Source organism: Streptomyces sp. NPDC038213, from assembly GCF_055600495.1.
The window spans coordinates 40,012-58,689 of record NZ_JBVJYM010000039.1; the positions used below are offsets into that span (position 1 = coordinate 40,012).

The following is an 18,678-nucleotide window of genomic DNA, read 5'->3' on the forward strand; positions in this document are numbered from 1 at the left end:
ATGCACACAGCGAATCCTCCCGCCTCCCTGCCGGGCCACTGGCTGTTCCCCGAGGACCCCGGCTACGACGAGGCCCGCCGCATCTGGAACGGCATGCACGACCGGCGTCCGGCTCTCATCGCCCGCTGCCGCGACGCGGGCGAGGTCTCACTGGCCCTGAGGCACGCCGCCGCCGCGGGCCTCGACGTTACAGTCCGGGGCGGAGGCCACAACGTGGCCGGGACGGCGCTCGCCGACGGTGCCCTGCTGATCGACCTCGCCCCGCTGTCGGACGTGGACGTGGACCCCGTCGCCGGGACCGCGCGGGCCGGGGGCGGCGCACTGCTCCGCGACGTGGACGCCGCCACCACCCCGCACGGGCTGGCCTGTCCGGCCGGCGTCGTCTCGCACACCGGGCTGGGCGGACTGGCCCTCGGCGGAGGATACGGCTGGCTCGCCCGCAAGTGGGGGCTGACCTGCGACCACATCCTTGCCGCCGAGGTGGTTCTGGCCGACGGCACGGTCATCGAGACCGACGAGGACAACCACCCCGAGCTGCTGTGGGCCCTCCGCGGCGGCGGCGGCAACTTCGGCATCGTCACGCGGTTTACGCTCCGGCTGAGGCAGGTCGGACCCGTACATCACCACGTCGGTGTCTACCCACTGGACCAGGCCCCGGCCGCGCTGGCCGCCTACCGCACGTACGCCGAGCGGCAGGGGCCCGACCTGCACGCCGTCGGATGCCTGAAGTTCGCCGGCGACCAGGAATGGATCCCCGCCGAGCTCCGGGGCGAACGCGCCCTGGTCCTCGCCGTGGCCTGGTTCGGCGACCCCGCCGAGGGGCCCTCCCGCACCGCCCCCCTCTTCGCGGACGTCAGGCCCGCGGCCGAACTCACCCGTCTGCTGTCCTACGCGGAGCTCCAGGCCCTCGGCGACCACGGCGAACCACACGGCAACCGGTACTTCACCAAGTCGTGCTACCTCGACGAGCTCTCACCCGAGGAGGCCGAGGAGTTCACGGCGATCGCGCGCGATATGCCCTCCCGGCTGTCCTCCGTCGACTTCGAGTACCTCCGCGGGGCCATCACCGACGTCCCCGACGACGACTCCGCCTTCCCCAGCCGGGAAGCCCGCTACATCTGCACAGTCTCCTCACAGTGGACCGACCCCGGACAGGACGCCGAGAACACCGCCTGGCCGCGCCGCTCCCTCGAGCGGCTCGCCCCCCTCAGTACCGGCGGTGCGTACGTCAACTACCTCCAGGACGAGCACGACGGGCGGGTGCGCGAGGTGTACGGCGCAGCCCGCCACGCCCGCCTCGCCAAGGTGAAGAACACCTACGACCCCGGCAACGTCCTGCACCGCAACCAGAACATCCCGCCCACGGCGGACGAACAGCAAAACCGCAGCAAGGAGTCCTGAACATGCCGATCCTGCAACCGCCGTCCACCCACGGCATCAACGAGCCGGACGCCTTCGTACACGCCCTGCGCTCACCCTGGTACGCCCTGGTCGCGGACCTGTTCCACACCGTGCGCACGGCTACCGCCGACTACGCGAACGGCCGGGGCCTGCGCAACCTCCCCTTCCCGCTGACCACCCGGACCGTCACCTGCCCGACCGCGCTCGGCAGCGACTCCGAGCCCGTCCCCGTCTCCGTCCTCGGCGTCGAGACCTACCTTCCGGACTCCATGCAGTTCGCGCTCGAGTACGGCTGCCGGCTCGCCCCCGGCGGCTGCTGGGACATCCAGCCCTCGTACCGGGGCGAGACCCCCGACGAGACCCACCTGAACCAATACACGCACAGCGAGGCCGAGATACCCGGCGGCCTTGAGGAGATGATCGACTACGTCGACGGCTATGTGAAGGCCCTGGCCGCCGCGATCCTGGACCAGCACGGAGACCGTCTGGCCACCGCCCGCGGCGACATCTCCCACCTGGAGCGCATGGCCGACCACGGCGCCCCGTTCGAGCAGCTCTCCTTCGCGGAGGCCGTACGGATTGTCGGCGACACCGACGGCTGCGTCCACGACGCCGGCAACTGGCGGAGCCTCACCCGCAAGGGCGAGCGGCTGCTGATGGATCGGGTCAGCGAATTCGTGTGGGTGCACCACTTCGACTCCCTGGCGGTCCCGTTCTACCAGGTTTTCGGAGACGAGAACGGACGGACCGCGCGCAACGCCGACCTGTTTTTCGGCCTAGGCGAGATCGTGGGCGGCGGAGAACGCCACGCGGACGTGGAGCTCCTGCGGAAGTCCATGGTCATGCACGACGTCAACGAGCAGGAGTACGCCTGGTACGTCCGCATGCGCGAGGAGTTCCCCATGCGCACCGCCGGGTTCGGCATGGGCGTGGAGCGCTTCCTGATGTGGGCGCTCGGACACGGCGACATCCGCGACATCCCCCTGATCGACCGGATCAACGAGACCCCCGCCTTCCCGGCCGCGGTGATCCGTCCGTAAGGGCGCAGGATACTCTCATGAACACGACATTGCGTGGCTCGGTGCTGCGAATACGGGACTACCGGCTGCTGTGGACCGGCGAGACCGCCAGGACCCTCGGAAACAGCGTGACTTTCGTGACCCTGCCGCTGATCGCGGTCACGGTGCTAGACACGGGTGCCACGGCGGTGGGCGTCCTGGCGGCCGCCGTCTGGTTGCCCTGGCTGCTGATCGGTCTGCCGGCCGGCGCCTGGGTGGACCGCATGCGCCGACGCCCCGTGATGATCGTCTGCAATACGGTGTCCGCCGCGCTCTGCACCAGCGTCCCGCTCGCAGCCTGGCTGGACGCCCTCACCTTCACACATCTGCTGGTCGTCGCGGTGGCGCTGGGCACCAGCGCGGTCTTCTTTAACACCGCTAACCACGCATACCTGCCCACCGTCCTGGCGGAAGGGGATCTACTCGAAGGCAACTCCAAGCTCCAGGCGAGCGAGTCGGCGACCAATGTGGCGGGCCCCGGCCTCGCCGGCCTGATCACCCAGTTCATCGGAGCGGTCGCCGGACTGCTCCTCGACGCCCTCACCTTCCTCGTCTCCACGCTCTGCCTCACCTCGATCCGGGCGAAGGAAGAGCCCCCGGCGCCCGACGCCCCGGAAGAGAGCCTGCGGACCAGGATCCGCGAGGGGCTGCGGTTCGTCCTCCGCGACCACTACCTGCGGCCCATGGTCATCTATGGGGCACTCGTCAACCTGGCTTTGATGGGCTACCAGGCGGTCCATGTCGTGTTCCTGGTGCGTACGGTGGGCGTCAACTCCGCCACCGTCGGGCTGCTGCTGACCTCGGGGAGCATCGGCGGTATCGTCGGGGCCGTACTCGCCGAAGCGGTGGGACGCCGCTTCGGCACCGGCCGCGGCATGCTGCTGATGCAGCTCCTCACCAGCCCCTTCGCGCTGCTGATGCCCCTGGCCTCCGAGGGGGCGGGCCTGGCCTTCTACGCGGCCGGGGCGTTCGTGATCGGTGTCGGCATCACCGCCTGCAACGTCGTCCTCGGCAGCTTCCGCCAGACGTACTGCCCGCCCCGCCTGCTGGGACGCGTCGTGGCCACCACCATGGTGCTCAACCACAGCACCATCCCCCTCGGCTCGCTCCTCGGCGGATTCCTCGGCGATGCACTCGGGCCGCGCAGCGCCATGTGGATCATGACCGGACTCCTGGCGCCCTGCTGGATCGTCCTGGCCTTCGGCCCGATGCGGCGCCAGCGCGACCTCCCCACCAGCCCCCGGTCCGCCGACAACCCAGAGAAGGACAGAACGTGACCGCCGACGGCACCACCACCGCATCCACCACCGGCTCCACGGTCCGCTACTACGACGAACTCGGCTGTTGGGTTGTATGGGGTCGGCAGGCGGCCCAGGCCGCCCTGGAAGACCCCCGCCTCTCCTCCGAGACCCTCGAAGCGGCCAACCTCAGCTACCTCCCGGCCGACATGCACGAGGAGTGCTCGCACCTCATCGAGACGATGCGCCGCTGGTTCGTCCTGCTCGACGGCAGCGGGCACACCACCGCCCGCCGGGCCGTGCAGCCCCTGTTCTCGCCGCGCCGCATCCGCAAGCTGGAGGAGACCATCGAGGTCATCATCGAAGAGGAGCTGGATGCCTACGCCGCGTCCGCGAGCCGCGACGCCGTCCCCGAGCTGGCGGACCGGATCTCGGCCCGCACCATCGGCCTGCTGCTCGGCCTGCCGGGCGGCGACCACCTCAGCCTGCACCGCTGGGCCAAGGCACTCACTGACTTCCTCGGCACCTCCTACCGCCGGGACTGCGCCGTCGACGCCCAGGAAGCGCTCCGCGAGATGGGAGAGTTCATCAAGAACGCCCCCGACGAGGACAGCATCTGGAGCCGCGCCAGCGGCAGCGAATGGGACCGCCTGGCCACCTCCTCCATGGTCATGTTCGGCGGCCTGGAGACCACCGTCGGACTGATCGGCTTCGCCCTCTGGCACATGCTGGGCAACGGCCTGGCCCCCCGCATCGCCGCCGCGGACACCGACGAAGCGGCGAAGGACGTCGTCGAGCGAGCCCTGGAGGTCTACGCGCCGCTCGGCCATGTCGCCCGCATCGCCACCTCAACCACCGAACTGGGCAGCGAAACCATCCCGGAGGGAGACCTTGTACTGGTGTCCCTCACCGGCCGGGACCTCTTCGACACCCCGCAGCTGCCGACCGCCCCCACCGCGCACCCCCAGGGCACGGACCGTTCCGACCACGTCGCGTTCGGCTTCGGCATGCACTACTGCGTCGGAGCCCCGCTCGCCCGCCTCACGGTGGCCCAGCTGCTTACCGGGTTCGCCAGGCGGTTCCCCGACGCGACCGTACAGGACGTCACCTGGCGGAAGAACCGGACCTTCCGCGGCTTCGAGCGCCTGGTGCTCGACCTCGACGGCGCCCGCCGGTAGCCGACTTCCCCCCGAACCCCGAGCAGAGGTACCCATGCAATCCATCGAGCCCACCGTCCTGGTCTGTCTCCCGTTCGCCGGAGCCGGAGCCTCCTTCTTCCGCAAGTGGCAGCCCCTCACCCCGGACGGCCTGCGGATTGCCGCCGTCCAGCTGCCCGGCCGCGAGGAACGGTTCCTGGACGAGTTCCACACGGACGCCTCCGCGGCCATGGACGAAGCCTGGGCCTGGCTTGAGCCCCAGCTGGACGGCGCCGAGGGCGTCGCCGTCTTCGGACACAGCCTCGGCGCGGTCCTCGCGTACGAACTGGCGCACCGCATCGGTGACCTGGGCGGGCTGCCCGTCGAGCGACTGGTGGTCAGCGGATCGGCGGGCCCGTGGAAGCCCCGGGCCCGCCGTGCCACCGGCCTGGGCGACGAGGAGTTCCTGACCCGGGTACGGGGCTTCGCCGGATACACCCACCAGGCCATGCAGGACGAGGAGATGCTCGAACTGCTGGTCCCGCTGCTCCGCGCGGACGTGGAGATGCACGAGAACTACCGCCCCTCGTACCCCGGACCGCTGAGCGCACCCATCACGGCCCTGCGCGGCGCCGACGACGACCTCGTCAGCTCGCAGGAGACCGCCCAGTGGGCGGACGCCACGACCGGCGGATTCGAGTGTGCCGAACTCCCCGGCGGCCACATGTACCTCACCGACAGCGCGGAGGACCTTCTTCGCATCGTCACCGAGGCCCTCCGGGAAGGTCCGGTGGCGGCGCGATGACCGGCCGACTGGTCGGCAGGACCGCCCTGATCACCGGCGCGGCACGCGGCCTCGGCCGGGCCACCGCCTGCGCCTTCGCACGGGAGGGCGCCGACCTCGTCCTCCTCGACGTGGCGTCCGACCTGTCCGGCGTTCCCTACCCCCTCGGCTCGGCCAGCCAACTGGAGCACACGGCGGCGCTGTGCCGGGAGGCCGGAGCGGCCGTACTGGTGACCGAGGCCGACGTCCGGCACACCACCGAGGTCGAGGCCGCCGTCCGGACCGCGCTCGACCGGTTCGGACGGCTCGATGTGCTGGTCAACAACGCCGGCATCGCCGCGCCGTCGGGCCGGCCCGTCCACGAGATCGACGAGCCGGAGTGGCAGCTGATGCTGGACGTAGACCTGTCGGGCGCGTGGCGGCTGATCCGGGCCGTCGGCGGCCACATGGTCCGTCAGAAGTCGGGCAGCATCATCAACATCGCCTCCACCGCCGGCCTGGTCGGCTACCGCCATTTCGCCGGATACGTCGCCGCCAAGCACGGCCTGGTGGGCCTGACCAAGGCGGCTGCTCTCGACTACGCCCCCTACAAGGTACGGGTCAATGCCGTGTGCCCGGGCTCGGTCCGCGACGACGACCAGGCCGAAGGGCGCATGCTGACCGAGATCGCACGCTCCCTCGACGTCCCGGTCGCCGAACACGAAGAGATCTTCGTCCGCTCCCAGCCCATGAACGCCCTGATGGAGCCGGAGGACATCGCCTCGGCCGCCCTGTGGCTGGCCGCGGACGAATCCCGCCGCGTCACCGGCAGCGTCGTGACGGTAGACGGGGGCTACACCGCCTACTGACTGCGCGCGGGCCGTGATGCGGCCGGCCCCGCGCTGTCTCCGGAGAGGTCCGCCTGGGCCTCGCCCTCCTGATCACGGGCTACACGCTCGTCCTTCGCTTCGGCGTCCGGCTCGTTGCATGTCCCTTCAAGGAACCCGGGCGGGACCGGGCCCGGTACGGCGGGCCGGCCCCCGCGACGAACCGATGTTCTGGGCCTGCAGGCCGGCGCCGAGGGCGACGGCGCGGCCACGTGGACGGCAGCGCTCCGGCTCCCCTCAGTGCGGGACAACCCCAAGCCTGCGCCGACTCTGAAGACCATCTACACGGCCCCGACCGAGCAGGCCGCAGAACGGGCCCTTGATGCCTTCGCCGCATCTGAGCTGGGCGAACGCTACACGGCGATGGGTACAGATCCATCGGAGCGGAAGGCGCTACGGCGTTCAGGTTCCCTGTGGGCGTGTGGCCGGGGCGACACCATCGGGGCCCGCAGCGGTCGCGATGGGACTACCTCAAGCGTTTCCATCCGGTCGGCGAGCCAGTGCCCGCCGAAGATGTCGGCATCCAGCACAACGGGGAGGCCGCCCCGCGGGGCGGCCCGGGGGCTCAGCAGAGCCCGGTCCGCGCGGATCAGGTGCGGCCGGGCGCCGGCGGTGCAGGCGACACCCCACGTCCCAGGTTTCGGAGCCTCCTGGGTGATGTGACGTGTCTTGTTGCTGGTGAGGGCGTTGTCCTCGGATGAAAGGGTGTCGGGACGAGCGGGAGCGAGTGGTGGGCTACTACGGCGGAGGCGGTCCTGACTGGGCGATGATCGGCGCGCGGCGGCGGGCAGAACGGGAGGCGTCGGAGGCTCATTCCGGCGCGGCACGCTGGAAGGAGCGTGCGGAGGCATTGGCCGCGCTGGTCGTCGAGACGGCTGACCGGGTCTGCCCGACTCACAGTGCGGGGGACTGCCAGTGCCGGGGTTGCTGGGAGACTCGCATCGGTCAGCTCTTCGGTGTGGGTGCTGTTCCCCGACCGGGCGCTGGTGCTGGTCAGGGGGGTCCATTCTGGGACCTTGTCAACAAGATCTCGCGTGAGGCTGAGGAGCGCAGCAGACCGTCCTAGTCGCGTTTCGGAACGTAGACGGCTACCGGATCTTCGCAGAGTCGGCGCCGGTCTGGGGCGGCACGTCACTGGGGCGGCTGCGTGTCGTTACCCGCTACGAGCGCTGAAGCGCTGTCGAGGCTGCGGGAGGCACCGGGTGATCACACTCAATATCGAGTGCATGCTGTTCGAGGTCGGCGGCGTGCTGGGCGAGGTCAGACTCGATGCCCCTCTGCCCGCGCTGACGGGAGTGACCCGGTCAGGCAAGAGCACGGCGTTGGAAGCAGCTGTGTGGTGGGCGCTGGCGGTGGAGAACGCGAAGCTGATGGATGCCGCGGCGATGTGCGGTCGCGTCGGGTTCGTCGCCCGGATCAACGGGGAGCGGTGGCAGATCACGCGCAGCACCACCGCCCGGAGGGAAGACGTGTCCTTCACCCGCGGCGCGCTGAACGCCGAGGAGCGTCACCCGGTTAAGCGCAGCGATTCCCGCAGGTCGGCCGCTGATGTCTTCCAGGACCTCCTCGGCATTCCCCGGCTGGGCGCGGGGCGTACGCGGGTGACGCTGGACCTGCTGGTGCCGTGGCTCTACGCACGCCAGCGCGATCTGCCGAGCGACTACCTAGGCCGGCAGAGCAGGGAGCAGCGGATCGCGGTGGGGCGCGTGCTGCTGGGAGCCGATGACCAGGCGGTCGACGAACTGCGCCAGGAAGCCGACACTCGGAAGAAGGACTGGCGCAAGGCGAAGAACCGCGTGGCGCGGATCCTGCGCGATCGCGAGGAGCGTGACCTGCCGTCCGTCGAGGACCTCCAGCGCCGCGGCGCGCAGTGGGCCGCGCAGCACAAGGAGCAGGCGCGGGTGGCGCAGAAGGCCGGGGCCGAGCTCAGCCGTCTCAACGCCCGGCTCGCCGAGCTCCAGGCGAAGACGTCCGCGGCAGAGGAGGCTCGGCGGGCCGCTCGTGAGGCCGCCGACGACCGGGAGCGTACGGCGCGGCTGCTGGAAGCGGCGGCGGCCGAGGCGCAGGGGCGTCTGGCCGGGCTGCGGGAGGCCGCTACCGACCCCAGCCTCTGCCCCACCTGCGTGCGGGCGCTCGATCTGACAGGGCTGTCGAAAGACGACTGCCCCACGTGCCGGCGCTTCGACCCCGAACGCCAGCAGCGCGCCGACCAGTTCCAGCAGAGGATGGACCGCGCGCAGCAGGCCGCCGAGCAGGCGCGCGACGCGGCTCGCCGTGCGGCTCAGGCGGCACAAGACGCCCGCGGCCGGGTCGGCGACGCCGACCGGGCCGTGGTGGAGGCGGCGGCTGCCGCACGGGCCTTCGCTCAAGACGAGATCGCGCCGCAGCAGCGGATCGTGGTGGAGGCCGAGGCGGCGGTGCGTGAGCTCGCCGCACGGCTGGAGCAGAACGCCGAGCACCTGCGCGAGGTCGCGGAACTGGCGGAACTACGAGAACGGCTCCCCCGGCTGGAGAAGGACAAGGCGGTCGCCGAGTCCGCGTATGCCGCCGCCCGGCAGGACACCGACCTGATGGTGAAGCAGGGAACCGACCGGTGGTCGCATCATGCGCTGCGCCGGATGCAGGCCTGCGACCCGGAGATCAACACGGTCTCCATCAGCGCGGAGGACTTCTCCGTCACCATCAACGGCGGCACCTTCGATGCGCGGGTCGTCGCCGGCCACGGAATGACCCGCACGAACGTCAGTGTCCTGCTGGCCCTGCGCGACGCCGCCCGGGAAGTACCGGCGATGCCGGTGCCCCAGTTCCTGATGGTGGACGGCCCTTTCACCGGCCTCGGCGAAAGCCCGGAGGACCAGCGGACCGGCAATGCTCTCCTCGCCGGCCTCACCGACCTCGCCGCCTTCGAAGATCCCTCGGGCAGCGGAGGACAGGTCATCATCGCCTGCACCGAACTCAGGGGAACCCCGGGACCAGCCGTCCGCGAAATCCGCACCAACCTGGTCGACGGCGTGATCCCGGGCCTGCCTCCCCGCGAAACCACCACGGCGTAGAAGCCCGAATCAGGGCCCGCCTAGGACGGCCCCCTGTTCGGCGCACCCCACCGACCGGCGACCCCTCTCCAGGACAACGCGCTGCTGTTCCTCGCGGGCGTTCTCCTGCGAGAGGACATCGCGGTCGACGTACAGGGCGACGGCCTCGATGACAAGGCGCTTGAGCTCGTCCGGCTCCAGCACCTCCACCTCCCACTGGCCCGGGCGCTCGAAGTCGACCTCCGTAGAGGCGGGTGAAGGCCGGCCACCACGGGTCGCCGCGCTTACCCTCCATCACCAGGAGGCCGTACGCGCGCATCCGCTCGCGGGTGAGCAGCACCCGGGTCACCGAGCTCCAGCAACCCGTCCTTCTCGGGCGTCGCGGCGCGTTGCCGCGTTGCCGATCCAGTCCTGCCCGGACCGGGGCCGGCCGGCGGACTGCCCGGCGGCCGGGCGGCGCTTCCCGGCGTCCTGGACTCGCCGGACATGTACCCCAGGCCCCACGCCCGGGGTGGCATCGTGATCGCCTGGGTGAAAGCCGCAATTATCCGGCGCCCTGCTGCCTAACCGTCCATCCTGGACACATGACCTCCACAGTTCCCGCCAGCGCGAACGAGCCGCCGAGCATCACCGCAGTCACACGACGTGACATCTTCACGTACCTGGGCGGGATATCGCGCCCCTGGTGGGGGAAAATGGACGAGGTCACGTTCCTAGAGGGCCTCTACGACCTGGACCGAGCTCAAGTCGGGGACAGTCAGCTTCCAACTGTCCGTTCCGATATCCGCCAGCACCGGTTCAACAACGATGACCTGCCTGACGACTGGATCTTCGAGGACTCCCGCTTGGAGCTCTCCGACGGGCCGGACGAGGTACTGCTCAGGTTTCTGGCGCGGGTGGTCCACCCTGAGGTGGCGACTGATGTCGAGGAGGCCACAAGACACGTCGAGGAACTGAACCTGCTTCTGGCACCGGACGGATGGGGTCTGCGTGCGCACGAGTTCTTCTCGGGCCGCCCCCTGTACGAGCCGGTACGAGTTCCACCCAGTGGCCCTTTGGTCTCGCTGCCGCTTGAGGACGAGGACACGGGCAAGCTCGACCTGGTCCTCGGCCAGGCCTTCAGCCTCCTGGACTGCGCTGGCGAGGAGACCGCACGCGACCTGCTTCGCACCGCGGTACTGACCCTCCGTCGTGATGGTGGCAGCTTCCACCCCATACCTGGTGACAATTGGACGGATTCCACCTACGAGGCGGTCCTGACGGTTGAACGCGAGCTTCTGCCCACCTGCACCCCGGAGGTGAAGGAGTCGGTCTGGCAGACGCTGCAGTCCGTGCTCATCCAGCTCGGGCGCGTCGACGTCCAGGACCTCGTTATCGAGGGCGACACCCGCCCGCTGCCCAGCATCCCACCGGACTGGCGGACCCAGGCCGCAGCACCCGCGACCCCCATCGTTCGAGGCTTCCGGCTCCCGTTCTCCACCACCGAGTTCGACGTCAGCCACAGGGACTTCACCGACCTGGAGATCCGCGGCACGCAGGACAGCAGAGGGTTCCATTACCTCTACGACATCCGCGCATCCCGGATGATCACGGACTTCGTTCTCGACGAACGACCGCAGGTAGCGACCCTGTGCAACGTCACCATCATCAAGAAGGGCGACACCTTCACGCCAAGGATCAAGCTCTGGAAGAAGGACAAGAAGAAGGCTGGGGAAGTCGCCGCCACGCAGACAGTGCCTGAGACCGGGACCACCCGGGCCGTCAAAGCACTCGTCGACACCGGGGACGCCCACGAGAACTTCTGGAAAGTCATCAACTTTCTTCAGGGCTGCACCAGCCTGAGCACACCCGGCAGTTCCTTCCAGCTCGTGGCCGGCGACGAGACCCAATTGGCCCAGCTGCTGACCGGCCAGGACCGGACCACGGTTCTCGGCGCGGTCAGGACAGCCATCGGCGGAGGTCTCACGGAGGAGGACATCCGGCTGATCAGCAACCGCAAGGAACAGCTCCAGAGGTTCGAGCGACTGCTGAACGATCCGGAATATTTCCGGCAGGAGGAAAGTCTGGCAACGACACGTGGGGTGGAAGCGGTCTGGCAGGCCTTCTTCGAGGCGAATCAGTGGATATTCGGCTACGGCCTCAACCTCATCGCCTGCGAATCCATCAACGACGGCAAACTGGAACAGATCACCACCGGCGCCAACCTCTTCGGCGGAGCCGGTAAGCGCATCGACGCCATCATGCGGTCCAGAGGCCTGATAAGCAGCATGCTCTTCTGCGAGATCAAGAGACACGACACCGAACTGCTCGCCCGGACCCCCTACCGCTCGGGCGTCTTCCAGGCATCCAAGGAACTCGGCGGCGGCGTGGCGCAGGTGCAGAAGACAGCCAGCAGGGCCCAGCAGCTCATCTCCAGCAAGTTCCTCACCCGGATCTACGAGGAAGACGGCACCCCTACAGGCATCGAGCTGTCCACCACGCGCCCGCGACAGGTCGTAGTGATCGGGAGCCTGCGCGAGTTCATCCAGAACGGCGACGTGAACCCGGAAAAGCTGAGCTCCTTCGAGCTGTACCGGACGTCCATCCAGGACGTCGAGGTCATCACGTTCGACGAACTCTACGAGAGGGCCTGCTTCATCGTCGGAGATCACTGAGACAGATCTCTGCCAGGCCAGCTCGCCGACATGCCCCGGTGACGGAGTGTTACAAGTACGGGGGGTGCACCTATCTGTTTGGTCAAGGTCGCGGGTCAGGACGGCGGCATGACGGATCGGGATCGGTTGGGGCGGGCGGCGCTGCACTATGCGGCTTTCGACGGGGGTCTGTACGGCCATTTACTGGACAGACCCGGCCCCTGACGACCATGCCCCGAAACGTCAGGCGGCGGGCCGCGCAAGGGGCCTCCCCCGCCCCCCTCGCGTACGGCCCGCCTCCCCGGCCTCCCCAGCCACCACGGTCAGCCAGCCGCGGCCGCAGACCCCCCGTTGAACAGCGGCACCTCCCCCGCCGCCACGTCCAGGCGCAGACGCTTGAAGCTCAGCGGATGGCGGTAGACCCCGCCGCGGTCCACCGCCCGGTCCGCACTCACCTCCGCAACCAGAACGGGGTCTACGAGCAGCAGGTCGAGGACGGCGCGGCTGCGCCACGATGCCGTGAACCGCACCCCCTCCCACGGATGCCCACCGGCCGCAGCCACGAGGTGTTCCCCGGCCTGCCGGGACTGCTCCGGCCGCAACGGCACCGTACGCCCCACCACGTGCAGCACCCCGGCGGCATCCGGGCAGCCCAAGACCAGGACCTGGGGACGGGCCAGGGTCCCGGTGACGGCGCCCACCACCGCTTCCCTGATGATCTGGTGTGTTCAAGCGCATCAGGAGGGGTCTAGTTGAGCGAGTGGCACGTGGAGTGGGTGCCGGATCCAGACCGATGGGGAACGCTGCCAGCGGAGGGTGTCCTTGGGGTGCCGGACCTGCCAGAAGCGGTGGCCCGCATGGGCCTGAGGCCGGGTGATCCGGTGTACTTACGGCCGGACGGCAAGGTGGACCCGGACTTCCTGGATTTCGTACGGTCCGAGGTCTTCCGGAATCTGGAGCGGGAGACGAAGCGGAATTACGGAACGGATTACCGGCCGTTACTGAATTTCCTGTCCTCGCGTGGGCTGTCGTGGCGGGAAGCAACGCGGCAGGATCTGGCGGACTACCGGCACTGGCGGTGTGATGCGCCGGAGAATCCGGGCCGGATCGGTGGGTCGAAGTGGGACCGTGAGGCGGCCGCGTTCACGAAGCTGTTCAAGTGGGGCAAGGTCTACCCACTGCCGGTGGACGTCTCCCGGCGCGAGGACAGGGCGCCGGACTCGGTGAGTGCGCGGGTGTCGTGGCTGACGCCGCGGACCTGGGATCTGTGGTTGAACATCGGACTGCGCGGCCATACCCGTGCCGGCGTCACCGAGCTGGGGTGGGAATCGCGCACGGAGCTGCGGAACACCAGCTTCGTGCAGCTGGTGCTGAGTTCTGGGCTCCGTCGGCAGGAGTGCGGCTCATTGCTGACGCTGGAGCTGCCGACCCAGCGTCTTCGCCGCGGCCGCTATGTGCATGGCCAGCTGGCGAGTGCGTCGACCAGGTCGAAGAACAGCCGGACCTACTACGCGTCGGTGGATTCGGTCGGCCAGGTCGAGGCTTATGTGGAGTCGGAGCGGGCGTGGGCCGTTCAGCGGGCCCAGGAGCGGGGCCTTTATGAGCGGCTGCCGGTGATACGGCTGATCACGGGAGTGACCCGCGGTTTGAGGCCGAAGGTCGAGTGGGTGGACCAGAACGGTGTCGCCGGCGCTCAGGAGCTGAGCCGACTGGGCTGGCGGGACCGGCTGTGGCTGTTCATCGAAGGGCCCGACGGGCCGGAGCCGGCGTGGTTGTGGCTGACCGAGCAGGGTCTGCCGATGGCCCCGGACCGGTGGAACGGTGTGTTCAGGGCGGCGAATCTGCGCTGCGAGCAGGCCCTGCTCACCGAGGAGGACAGGGCGGTCCACCGCAGGTTCCGGCTTGCTGAGGTGCGGGGGAAGAGTCCGTACGCGACGCCGCACTCCGGCCGGCACTCGTTCGCGCTCTACATGTTGATCCTGCTCAACGAGCTGTTCGAGAAGCGTTACGGGCTGACCCGGAAGGATCGGCGGGACTTCGCCCAGCTCTTCGGTGATCCGTGGTGGCTGGTAAAGACGCTGCTGGGGCACTCGGACGTGGAGACGACCAAGCGGCACTACCTCGCGCCCGTGTCCCACCTGCAACTGGAGTCGATCCTCGCTGCCGCGGAGAGCGCCGACGAGGGCCAGGACATCGAGGACATGGACGGCGTGTTCGCCCGGCTGGCCCGGGAGACGGTCGGCATCCAGGACATCGACACGATCGTTGGGGTGGCGTCGTGAGCGGGCGTGGCCGCAAGGCCGTCCCGCCACCGCCCGACCACCACGTCGAGCCGCCGCTGGGCCCGCAGGGGCTGGTGGTGACGGTCATCAACAAGGCCGGGTTCAAGAAGGAGTACGACTTCGCTGAACTTCCTGTGGCCGGTCCGATGCAGCGGTCCCTGGCCGGCGCGTTCGCCAGCCAGTCCAGAAACTGGACAAGCCACCGGTCAGCTCAGACTTACTGGTCGAGCCTGAAGTTGTTCGCGGACTTCCTCTCGGAACTGGACAGCCCGCCCGAGGACCTGGACGGTCTGACCCCGGCCATGATGCTGAGCTGGCGGGAGGTGAACAGCGGCACCAGCGCCGGCACGAACAAGCAGTCCGCGGTTCGCACGGTGCTGCGACAAGACGTGCGGTTGGCGACGGGGGTCGCGGCGGAGGAGTTGGCCCGCCGGATCCCGGCCCTGAAGCCGAGCAAACAGTCGTTTGAGGATGCCGCGTGGGAGCGGGTGGTGCTGACTGCTCAACGGCAGTTCCGGTCGGCCTGGCTGCGGATCAGCGAGAACACACGGCTGCTGGACAGCTGGCGAGCCAACGATCTTGCCGAGGGAAGCCGTGGATGGAAGATCGGGAAGATTCTTGATCACCTCGCCCGCACCGGCGATGTCCCCCACACTGTGCACCCGAGCGGAGAACGCGCCGTGAGAAGCGGCCGTCTGCTGGGCGGCAAGGGGGCCGAGCGGACGTGGGGGCGGCTGTTCTTGTCCCGCGGTGAGCTCACGGCCCTGGCCGTGCTGCTGACGGACCGGTTCGGGTGGAACCTGTCGCAGTACGACCGCATGCCGGTGCCGACGCTCGCGCCGTCAGCCGGGGAGATCACCTCGTTGACCTATCAGGTCCAGGTCGAGAAGCGCAGAGCAGGCAGCGGACGGTGGTTCTCCACCGAGAACGTCACCGATTCCGGAGCCGACTCGCCCGGGAGGCTGATTACCCAGGCCCTGGAGGCCACGGCTCATGCACGGGCACTGGGCCACCGGCTGCAGCCGGGCGTCGATCTGCTGATGGTTGCTCGCGTCCGCCGGCGTGAGGACGAGCACACGAACCTGGACCGGCCGGCCGTACACTGGCCCCTGTCCTTCGGCGTCTCCCTCGGGATGAGCAGGTGGTGGGCCGCCAGCAGCGGGCTCGGCGGGTCGCCCTTCCAGCGAGCTCGCCGGACGACCGTGACGAACCAGAGACGCCCCCTGCAGCACACCCAAGACACGCACGAGAGTGTCTACGTGCTGCCCGACAAAAGGGTTCAGCGCGCTTCGCGCGATGTGTTCGCCGACGGCGCCCTCGAGGCCCTGGACCAGGCCCGGGCCGTCGTCTTCGGCGGAACGATGGCGAACGAGCCGAATCCACAACATCAGCAGACGGCGACAGTGGACTGCGAAGACGAGGAAGCCAGCCCCTGGCCGGCTCCCGAAGGCGGCTGCAGAGCGGACTTCCTGCTCTGCCTGGCCTGCGCCAACGCATACGTACATCCCGGCCATCATCCCCGGCTCGCCCACCTGCACCAGCAGATCGTGAGTCTGCGGTCCGTCCTGGAGGAGGCCACGTTCCGTGAGCGATGGAGCGTTCATCTGACGCGGCTGGAAGACCTGCACAAGAAGATCGGTCCGGTCGCCTGGAAGGCGTCCTTGGCCCGTGTCAGCGAGGCCGACCGCACCGTTGTCCGGCTTCTACTGAAAGAAGATCTCGGCCCGTGACCAGCCCCGCTGTCGAGTACGACCCCTACGTTCTGCCCCTTCCCACCCCGCAGACCCCGGTAGTGCTGCCCCAGTGGATCAGCCCCGGCAATACCCACCCCAACTCCCGCTACGGAGATACCGTCTGGCCTCTGGCACCACTGATCGACAACCCCAGCACCTACCTCGTCAAAATGCACTGGAAGCGGTGTCCGGCTCCGCTGCTCGACGAGCTGAAGCTCGTCACCTGGACGATGATCAACGGACGGCTCCGGCCCACCCATCTCAAGGCCCGAGGAGCCGGAGCCAGGGCCCGCACATCCGCCCATGACCTTCGGGACACCCACGGCGAGTGGATACGGCTGGCCCGCTGGCTGCACGAACGCCGCATCACCCGCCTGGCCGGCTGCACCGATGATGTGTGGCGGGCCTACATTGCCGAACGCTGCAGCGATGTTGGCCGCGGTCATGCGGAGAAGATCTGCTCCATGTTGACGGATCTGTGGGCGTTCGATCAGCTCAGCGCCCAGCCCACCGGCGCCGTCCGGCCTCCGTGGGACATCGAGGGAGTCGACGACTTCCTTCCCCCGGTCGGCGGCTCGGACGGCGGCGAGAACAGCACCGAGCCGCTGGACCCGCAGGTTCTCGGCCCTCTGCTGGTCTGGGCGATCCGTTTCGTCGACGACTTCGCCGACGACATCCTGGCGGCCTGGTCCGAACGATGCCGGCTGTTCGCTGCAGCCGCCGCCAACCAGGCGACCGCCGAGAGCCAGGTTGCCCTCGAAGAGTTCCTGCTGCCCCGGGTTCGCTTGGGCACCCCGCTGCCCTCCATCCGCCAAAAAGGCCGGAGCACACTGGCCCGCACCTACATAGCCGCTCTCACGGGCGCGAGCACCAGCCAGGTCAACCGGTTCGCCACCAAGCACCAGCTCTATGGCCTGCTCGCCGACCGTCCGGGCACGTCTCCCTTGCGCGTGCCGATCCGCGGCCAGATTGGGGGGAAGCCCTGGCGCGAGCACATCGACTTCGAAGAGGCCGCCGAGCTGATGAGGCATCTCGGCACAGCCGCAGTGATCCTCTGCCTGTATTTGACCGGTATGCGTCCGCAGGAAGTGCAGGGTCTGCGATCAGGCTGCTGTCCTGAACCCCAGCCCACGACCGATGGCGCCGCCGGGCGGCACCTGATCCGCAGCAAGCACTACAAGAACGTCACCGACGAAGACGGCAACCACATCTCCGCAGGCGAGGACCGCGAAGTTCCCTGGGTGGCCATCACTCCGGTCGTCCATGCCATCCGTGTCTTGGAACGCATGGTTCCTGACGGGGAACTCCTCCTCAGCGCCCGTCACCACGCTTTCGCCTCCCCAGGCGGGCACCACGGAGCGTTGAAGGGCGGTTCGCTGAACGACCGGATCGAGAGATTCGTCGTCTGGGTGAATCGCGAGGCCACGTCCCTGGGGCTGTCCCGTCAGACCGTTCCCGAGGACCCGCACGGAGCGATCGGCATGTCACGGTTCCGCAGAACCCTGGCCTGGCACATCGCTCGCCGCCCGGGCGGGCTGGTCGCGCTCGCGATCCAGTACGGGCACATGCGAACCGTCCTGGACGCCCGGACCTCCAGCGGCTACGGCTCCCGCAGCCGCAGCGGCATCCACTCCGTCCTCGACGTCGAGACGGCCCTCGCAGCCGCGGACACTGCCGCCCAGCTCAGTGATCGCATGGCCTCGGGGGAGAAGATCTCCGGCCCCGCCGCCCGCCGGGCCGTCGCCGCGGCAGCGACGACTCCGAGGTTCGAGGGCCGCATCGTCCCCGCGAAGTTCGCGAGGAAGGCCGCCGCCTTCCTCGCCCGGGACGGTGTCGTGCTCTACGACAATCCCGACGCGCATCTGATCTGCGCGTTCAAGCACGACAACGCGCTCTGCGAACCCGAACCCGGGGCGACGGCCCCGCGGCAGTACGCCTGCCGGCCCGGCTGCGGCAACACCGTCCGCACCGACACCCACGCCTGCCAACTGCGGACACGGGCTGATGAGATCGACCAGCTGGCCGCCGCAACACCGGGCCCGCTCGGCAAACGGCTCCGGGCCAACGCCGACCGACTCCGGGCAACCGCCGACGCCCACGACACCACCGCCCAACCTGCCAAGGCCCTCATATGACCGACCAGCACCCCGACGAGCGCACCCGCATCCGCGAGGCCATAGACCGCCTCCTGGCCGGACAGGCCACCAACTCCAACGGCAGCCTCACCGTCGTCGCCCTCGCCGCCGAGGCCGGCGTCCACCGCATGGCCCTCATGAAGCGGCACGCGGACCTGAAGAACGAGTTCTACGAACGTGTTGGCACCGAGACGGCCCAGGTCCCGGAGCCCGAGAAGCGGCTGCGGGAAACCGTCGCCAAGCTCAAGAAGACCGTCGCGAGCCAGAGGGCCGAGATCGAAGAACTGGGCTTGATCCGCTTTGACGGACATCGGAGATCAGGGGCTTGGGCCCCGGAAGGATGATGTCCATCATGGAGAGCATGGGGAAGAAGAAGCCGC

The 18,678-nt window shown here is 69.0% G+C and carries 14 protein-coding genes and 1 pseudogene; 13 read left to right on the forward strand and 2 right to left on the reverse strand.

Annotated features, from left to right (window positions below; all coding sequences use genetic code 11):
- The 8 genes and pseudogenes from ACZ7JZ_RS32855 (at position 1) to ACZ7JZ_RS32890 (ending at position 9,536) form a co-directional block, all read left to right on the forward strand.
- Positions 1-1,401, forward strand: coding sequence for an FAD-binding oxidoreductase (locus ACZ7JZ_RS32855; protein ID WP_470945966.1), 1,401 nt, complete (start codon positions 1-3; stop codon positions 1,399-1,401).
- A gap of 2 nt (positions 1,402-1,403) precedes the next feature.
- The gene (locus tag ACZ7JZ_RS32860) at positions 1,404-2,441 is read left to right on the forward strand and encodes an amino acid--tRNA ligase-related protein (protein ID WP_470945967.1); all 1,038 of its coding nucleotides are present in this window, start codon (positions 1,404-1,406) and stop codon (positions 2,439-2,441) included.
- A 17-nt stretch (positions 2,442-2,458) separates the two neighbouring features.
- Positions 2,459-3,736, forward strand: coding sequence for an MFS transporter (locus tag ACZ7JZ_RS32865; protein WP_470945968.1), 1,278 nt, complete (start codon positions 2,459-2,461; stop codon positions 3,734-3,736).
- A complete protein-coding gene (locus tag ACZ7JZ_RS32870) occupies positions 3,733-4,875 on the forward strand; it encodes a cytochrome P450 (RefSeq protein ID WP_470945970.1) in 1,143 nt (380 codons plus the stop codon). Before ACZ7JZ_RS32865 ends, ACZ7JZ_RS32870 begins: the two co-directional genes overlap by 4 nt.
- Positions 4,876-4,909: 34 nt before the next feature.
- Positions 4,910-5,638, forward strand: coding sequence for a thioesterase II family protein (locus ACZ7JZ_RS32875; RefSeq protein ID WP_470945972.1), 729 nt, complete (start codon positions 4,910-4,912; stop codon positions 5,636-5,638).
- Entirely contained in the window at positions 5,635-6,465 is an 831-nt protein-coding gene (locus ACZ7JZ_RS32880; RefSeq protein ID WP_470945975.1) for an SDR family oxidoreductase, read from the forward strand. Before ACZ7JZ_RS32875 ends, ACZ7JZ_RS32880 begins: the two co-directional genes overlap by 4 nt.
- Before the next feature lie 237 nt (positions 6,466-6,702).
- A pseudogene (locus ACZ7JZ_RS32885) lies at positions 6,703-6,849 on the forward strand (IS256 family transposase); the annotation flags it as partial.
- 836 nt (positions 6,850-7,685) lie between these two features.
- Complete coding sequence (locus tag ACZ7JZ_RS32890; protein WP_470945977.1) at positions 7,686-9,536, forward strand: hypothetical protein; 1,851 nt, start codon at positions 7,686-7,688, stop codon at positions 9,534-9,536.
- A gap of 9 nt (positions 9,537-9,545) precedes the next feature.
- Here ACZ7JZ_RS32890 and ACZ7JZ_RS32895 read toward each other — a convergent pair whose 3' ends face one another.
- Positions 9,546-9,719 (reverse strand): hypothetical protein, encoded by a 174-nt coding sequence (locus ACZ7JZ_RS32895; RefSeq protein WP_470945980.1) that lies wholly within the window; start codon positions 9,717-9,719, stop codon positions 9,546-9,548.
- 380 nt (positions 9,720-10,099) lie between these two features.
- On the opposite strand from ACZ7JZ_RS32895, the gene ACZ7JZ_RS32900 reads away from it, so the two are divergent.
- Entirely contained in the window at positions 10,100-12,169 is a 2,070-nt protein-coding gene (locus ACZ7JZ_RS32900) for a Shedu anti-phage system protein SduA domain-containing protein (protein WP_470945981.1), read from the forward strand.
- Between the two features lie 302 nt (positions 12,170-12,471).
- Here ACZ7JZ_RS32900 and ACZ7JZ_RS32905 read toward each other — a convergent pair whose 3' ends face one another.
- A complete protein-coding gene (locus ACZ7JZ_RS32905) occupies positions 12,472-12,849 on the reverse strand; it encodes a hypothetical protein (protein WP_470945984.1) in 378 nt (125 codons plus the stop codon).
- Between the two features lie 51 nt (positions 12,850-12,900).
- Between ACZ7JZ_RS32905 and ACZ7JZ_RS32910 the strand changes: the two genes are divergently transcribed.
- Genes ACZ7JZ_RS32910 through ACZ7JZ_RS32925 form a run of 4 tightly spaced genes read left to right on the forward strand, consistent with a single transcriptional unit; the run spans position 12,901 to position 18,642 of the window.
- Complete coding sequence (locus ACZ7JZ_RS32910) at positions 12,901-14,430, forward strand: integrase (protein WP_470945987.1); 1,530 nt, start codon at positions 12,901-12,903, stop codon at positions 14,428-14,430.
- Positions 14,427-16,160: a hypothetical protein gene (locus ACZ7JZ_RS32915; RefSeq protein ID WP_470945989.1), complete on the forward strand. Its 1,734-nt coding sequence runs from the start codon at positions 14,427-14,429 to the stop codon at positions 16,158-16,160. Before ACZ7JZ_RS32910 ends, ACZ7JZ_RS32915 begins: the two co-directional genes overlap by 4 nt.
- Entirely contained in the window at positions 16,157-18,298 is a 2,142-nt protein-coding gene (locus ACZ7JZ_RS32920) for an integrase (protein WP_470945992.1), read from the forward strand. The genes ACZ7JZ_RS32915 and ACZ7JZ_RS32920 overlap by 4 nt, the downstream gene beginning before the upstream one ends.
- The gene (locus ACZ7JZ_RS32925) at positions 18,295-18,642 is read left to right on the forward strand and encodes a hypothetical protein (RefSeq protein WP_470945995.1); all 348 of its coding nucleotides are present in this window, start codon (positions 18,295-18,297) and stop codon (positions 18,640-18,642) included. Before ACZ7JZ_RS32920 ends, ACZ7JZ_RS32925 begins: the two co-directional genes overlap by 4 nt.
- Positions 18,643-18,678: the final 36 nt, after the last annotated feature.

What these genes read in the sequence shown, in the direction of transcription:
- ACZ7JZ_RS32855 (WP_470945966.1), top strand. Translation starts at nt 1, where the DNA reads ATGCACACAGCGAATCCTCCCGCCTCCCTGCCGGGCCACTGGCTGTTC.
- ACZ7JZ_RS32860 (WP_470945967.1), top strand. Translation starts at nt 1,404, where the DNA reads ATGCCGATCCTGCAACCGCCGTCCACCCACGGCATCAACGAGCCGGAC.
- ACZ7JZ_RS32865 (WP_470945968.1), top strand. Translation starts at nt 2,459, where the DNA reads ATGAACACGACATTGCGTGGCTCGGTGCTGCGAATACGGGACTACCGG.
- ACZ7JZ_RS32875 (WP_470945972.1), top strand. Translation starts at nt 4,910, where the DNA reads ATGCAATCCATCGAGCCCACCGTCCTGGTCTGTCTCCCGTTCGCCGGA.
- ACZ7JZ_RS32880 (WP_470945975.1), top strand. Translation starts at nt 5,635, where the DNA reads ATGACCGGCCGACTGGTCGGCAGGACCGCCCTGATCACCGGCGCGGCA.
- ACZ7JZ_RS32900 (WP_470945981.1), top strand. Translation starts at nt 10,100, where the DNA reads ATGACCTCCACAGTTCCCGCCAGCGCGAACGAGCCGCCGAGCATCACC.
- ACZ7JZ_RS32925 (WP_470945995.1), top strand. Translation starts at nt 18,295, where the DNA reads ATGACCGACCAGCACCCCGACGAGCGCACCCGCATCCGCGAGGCCATA.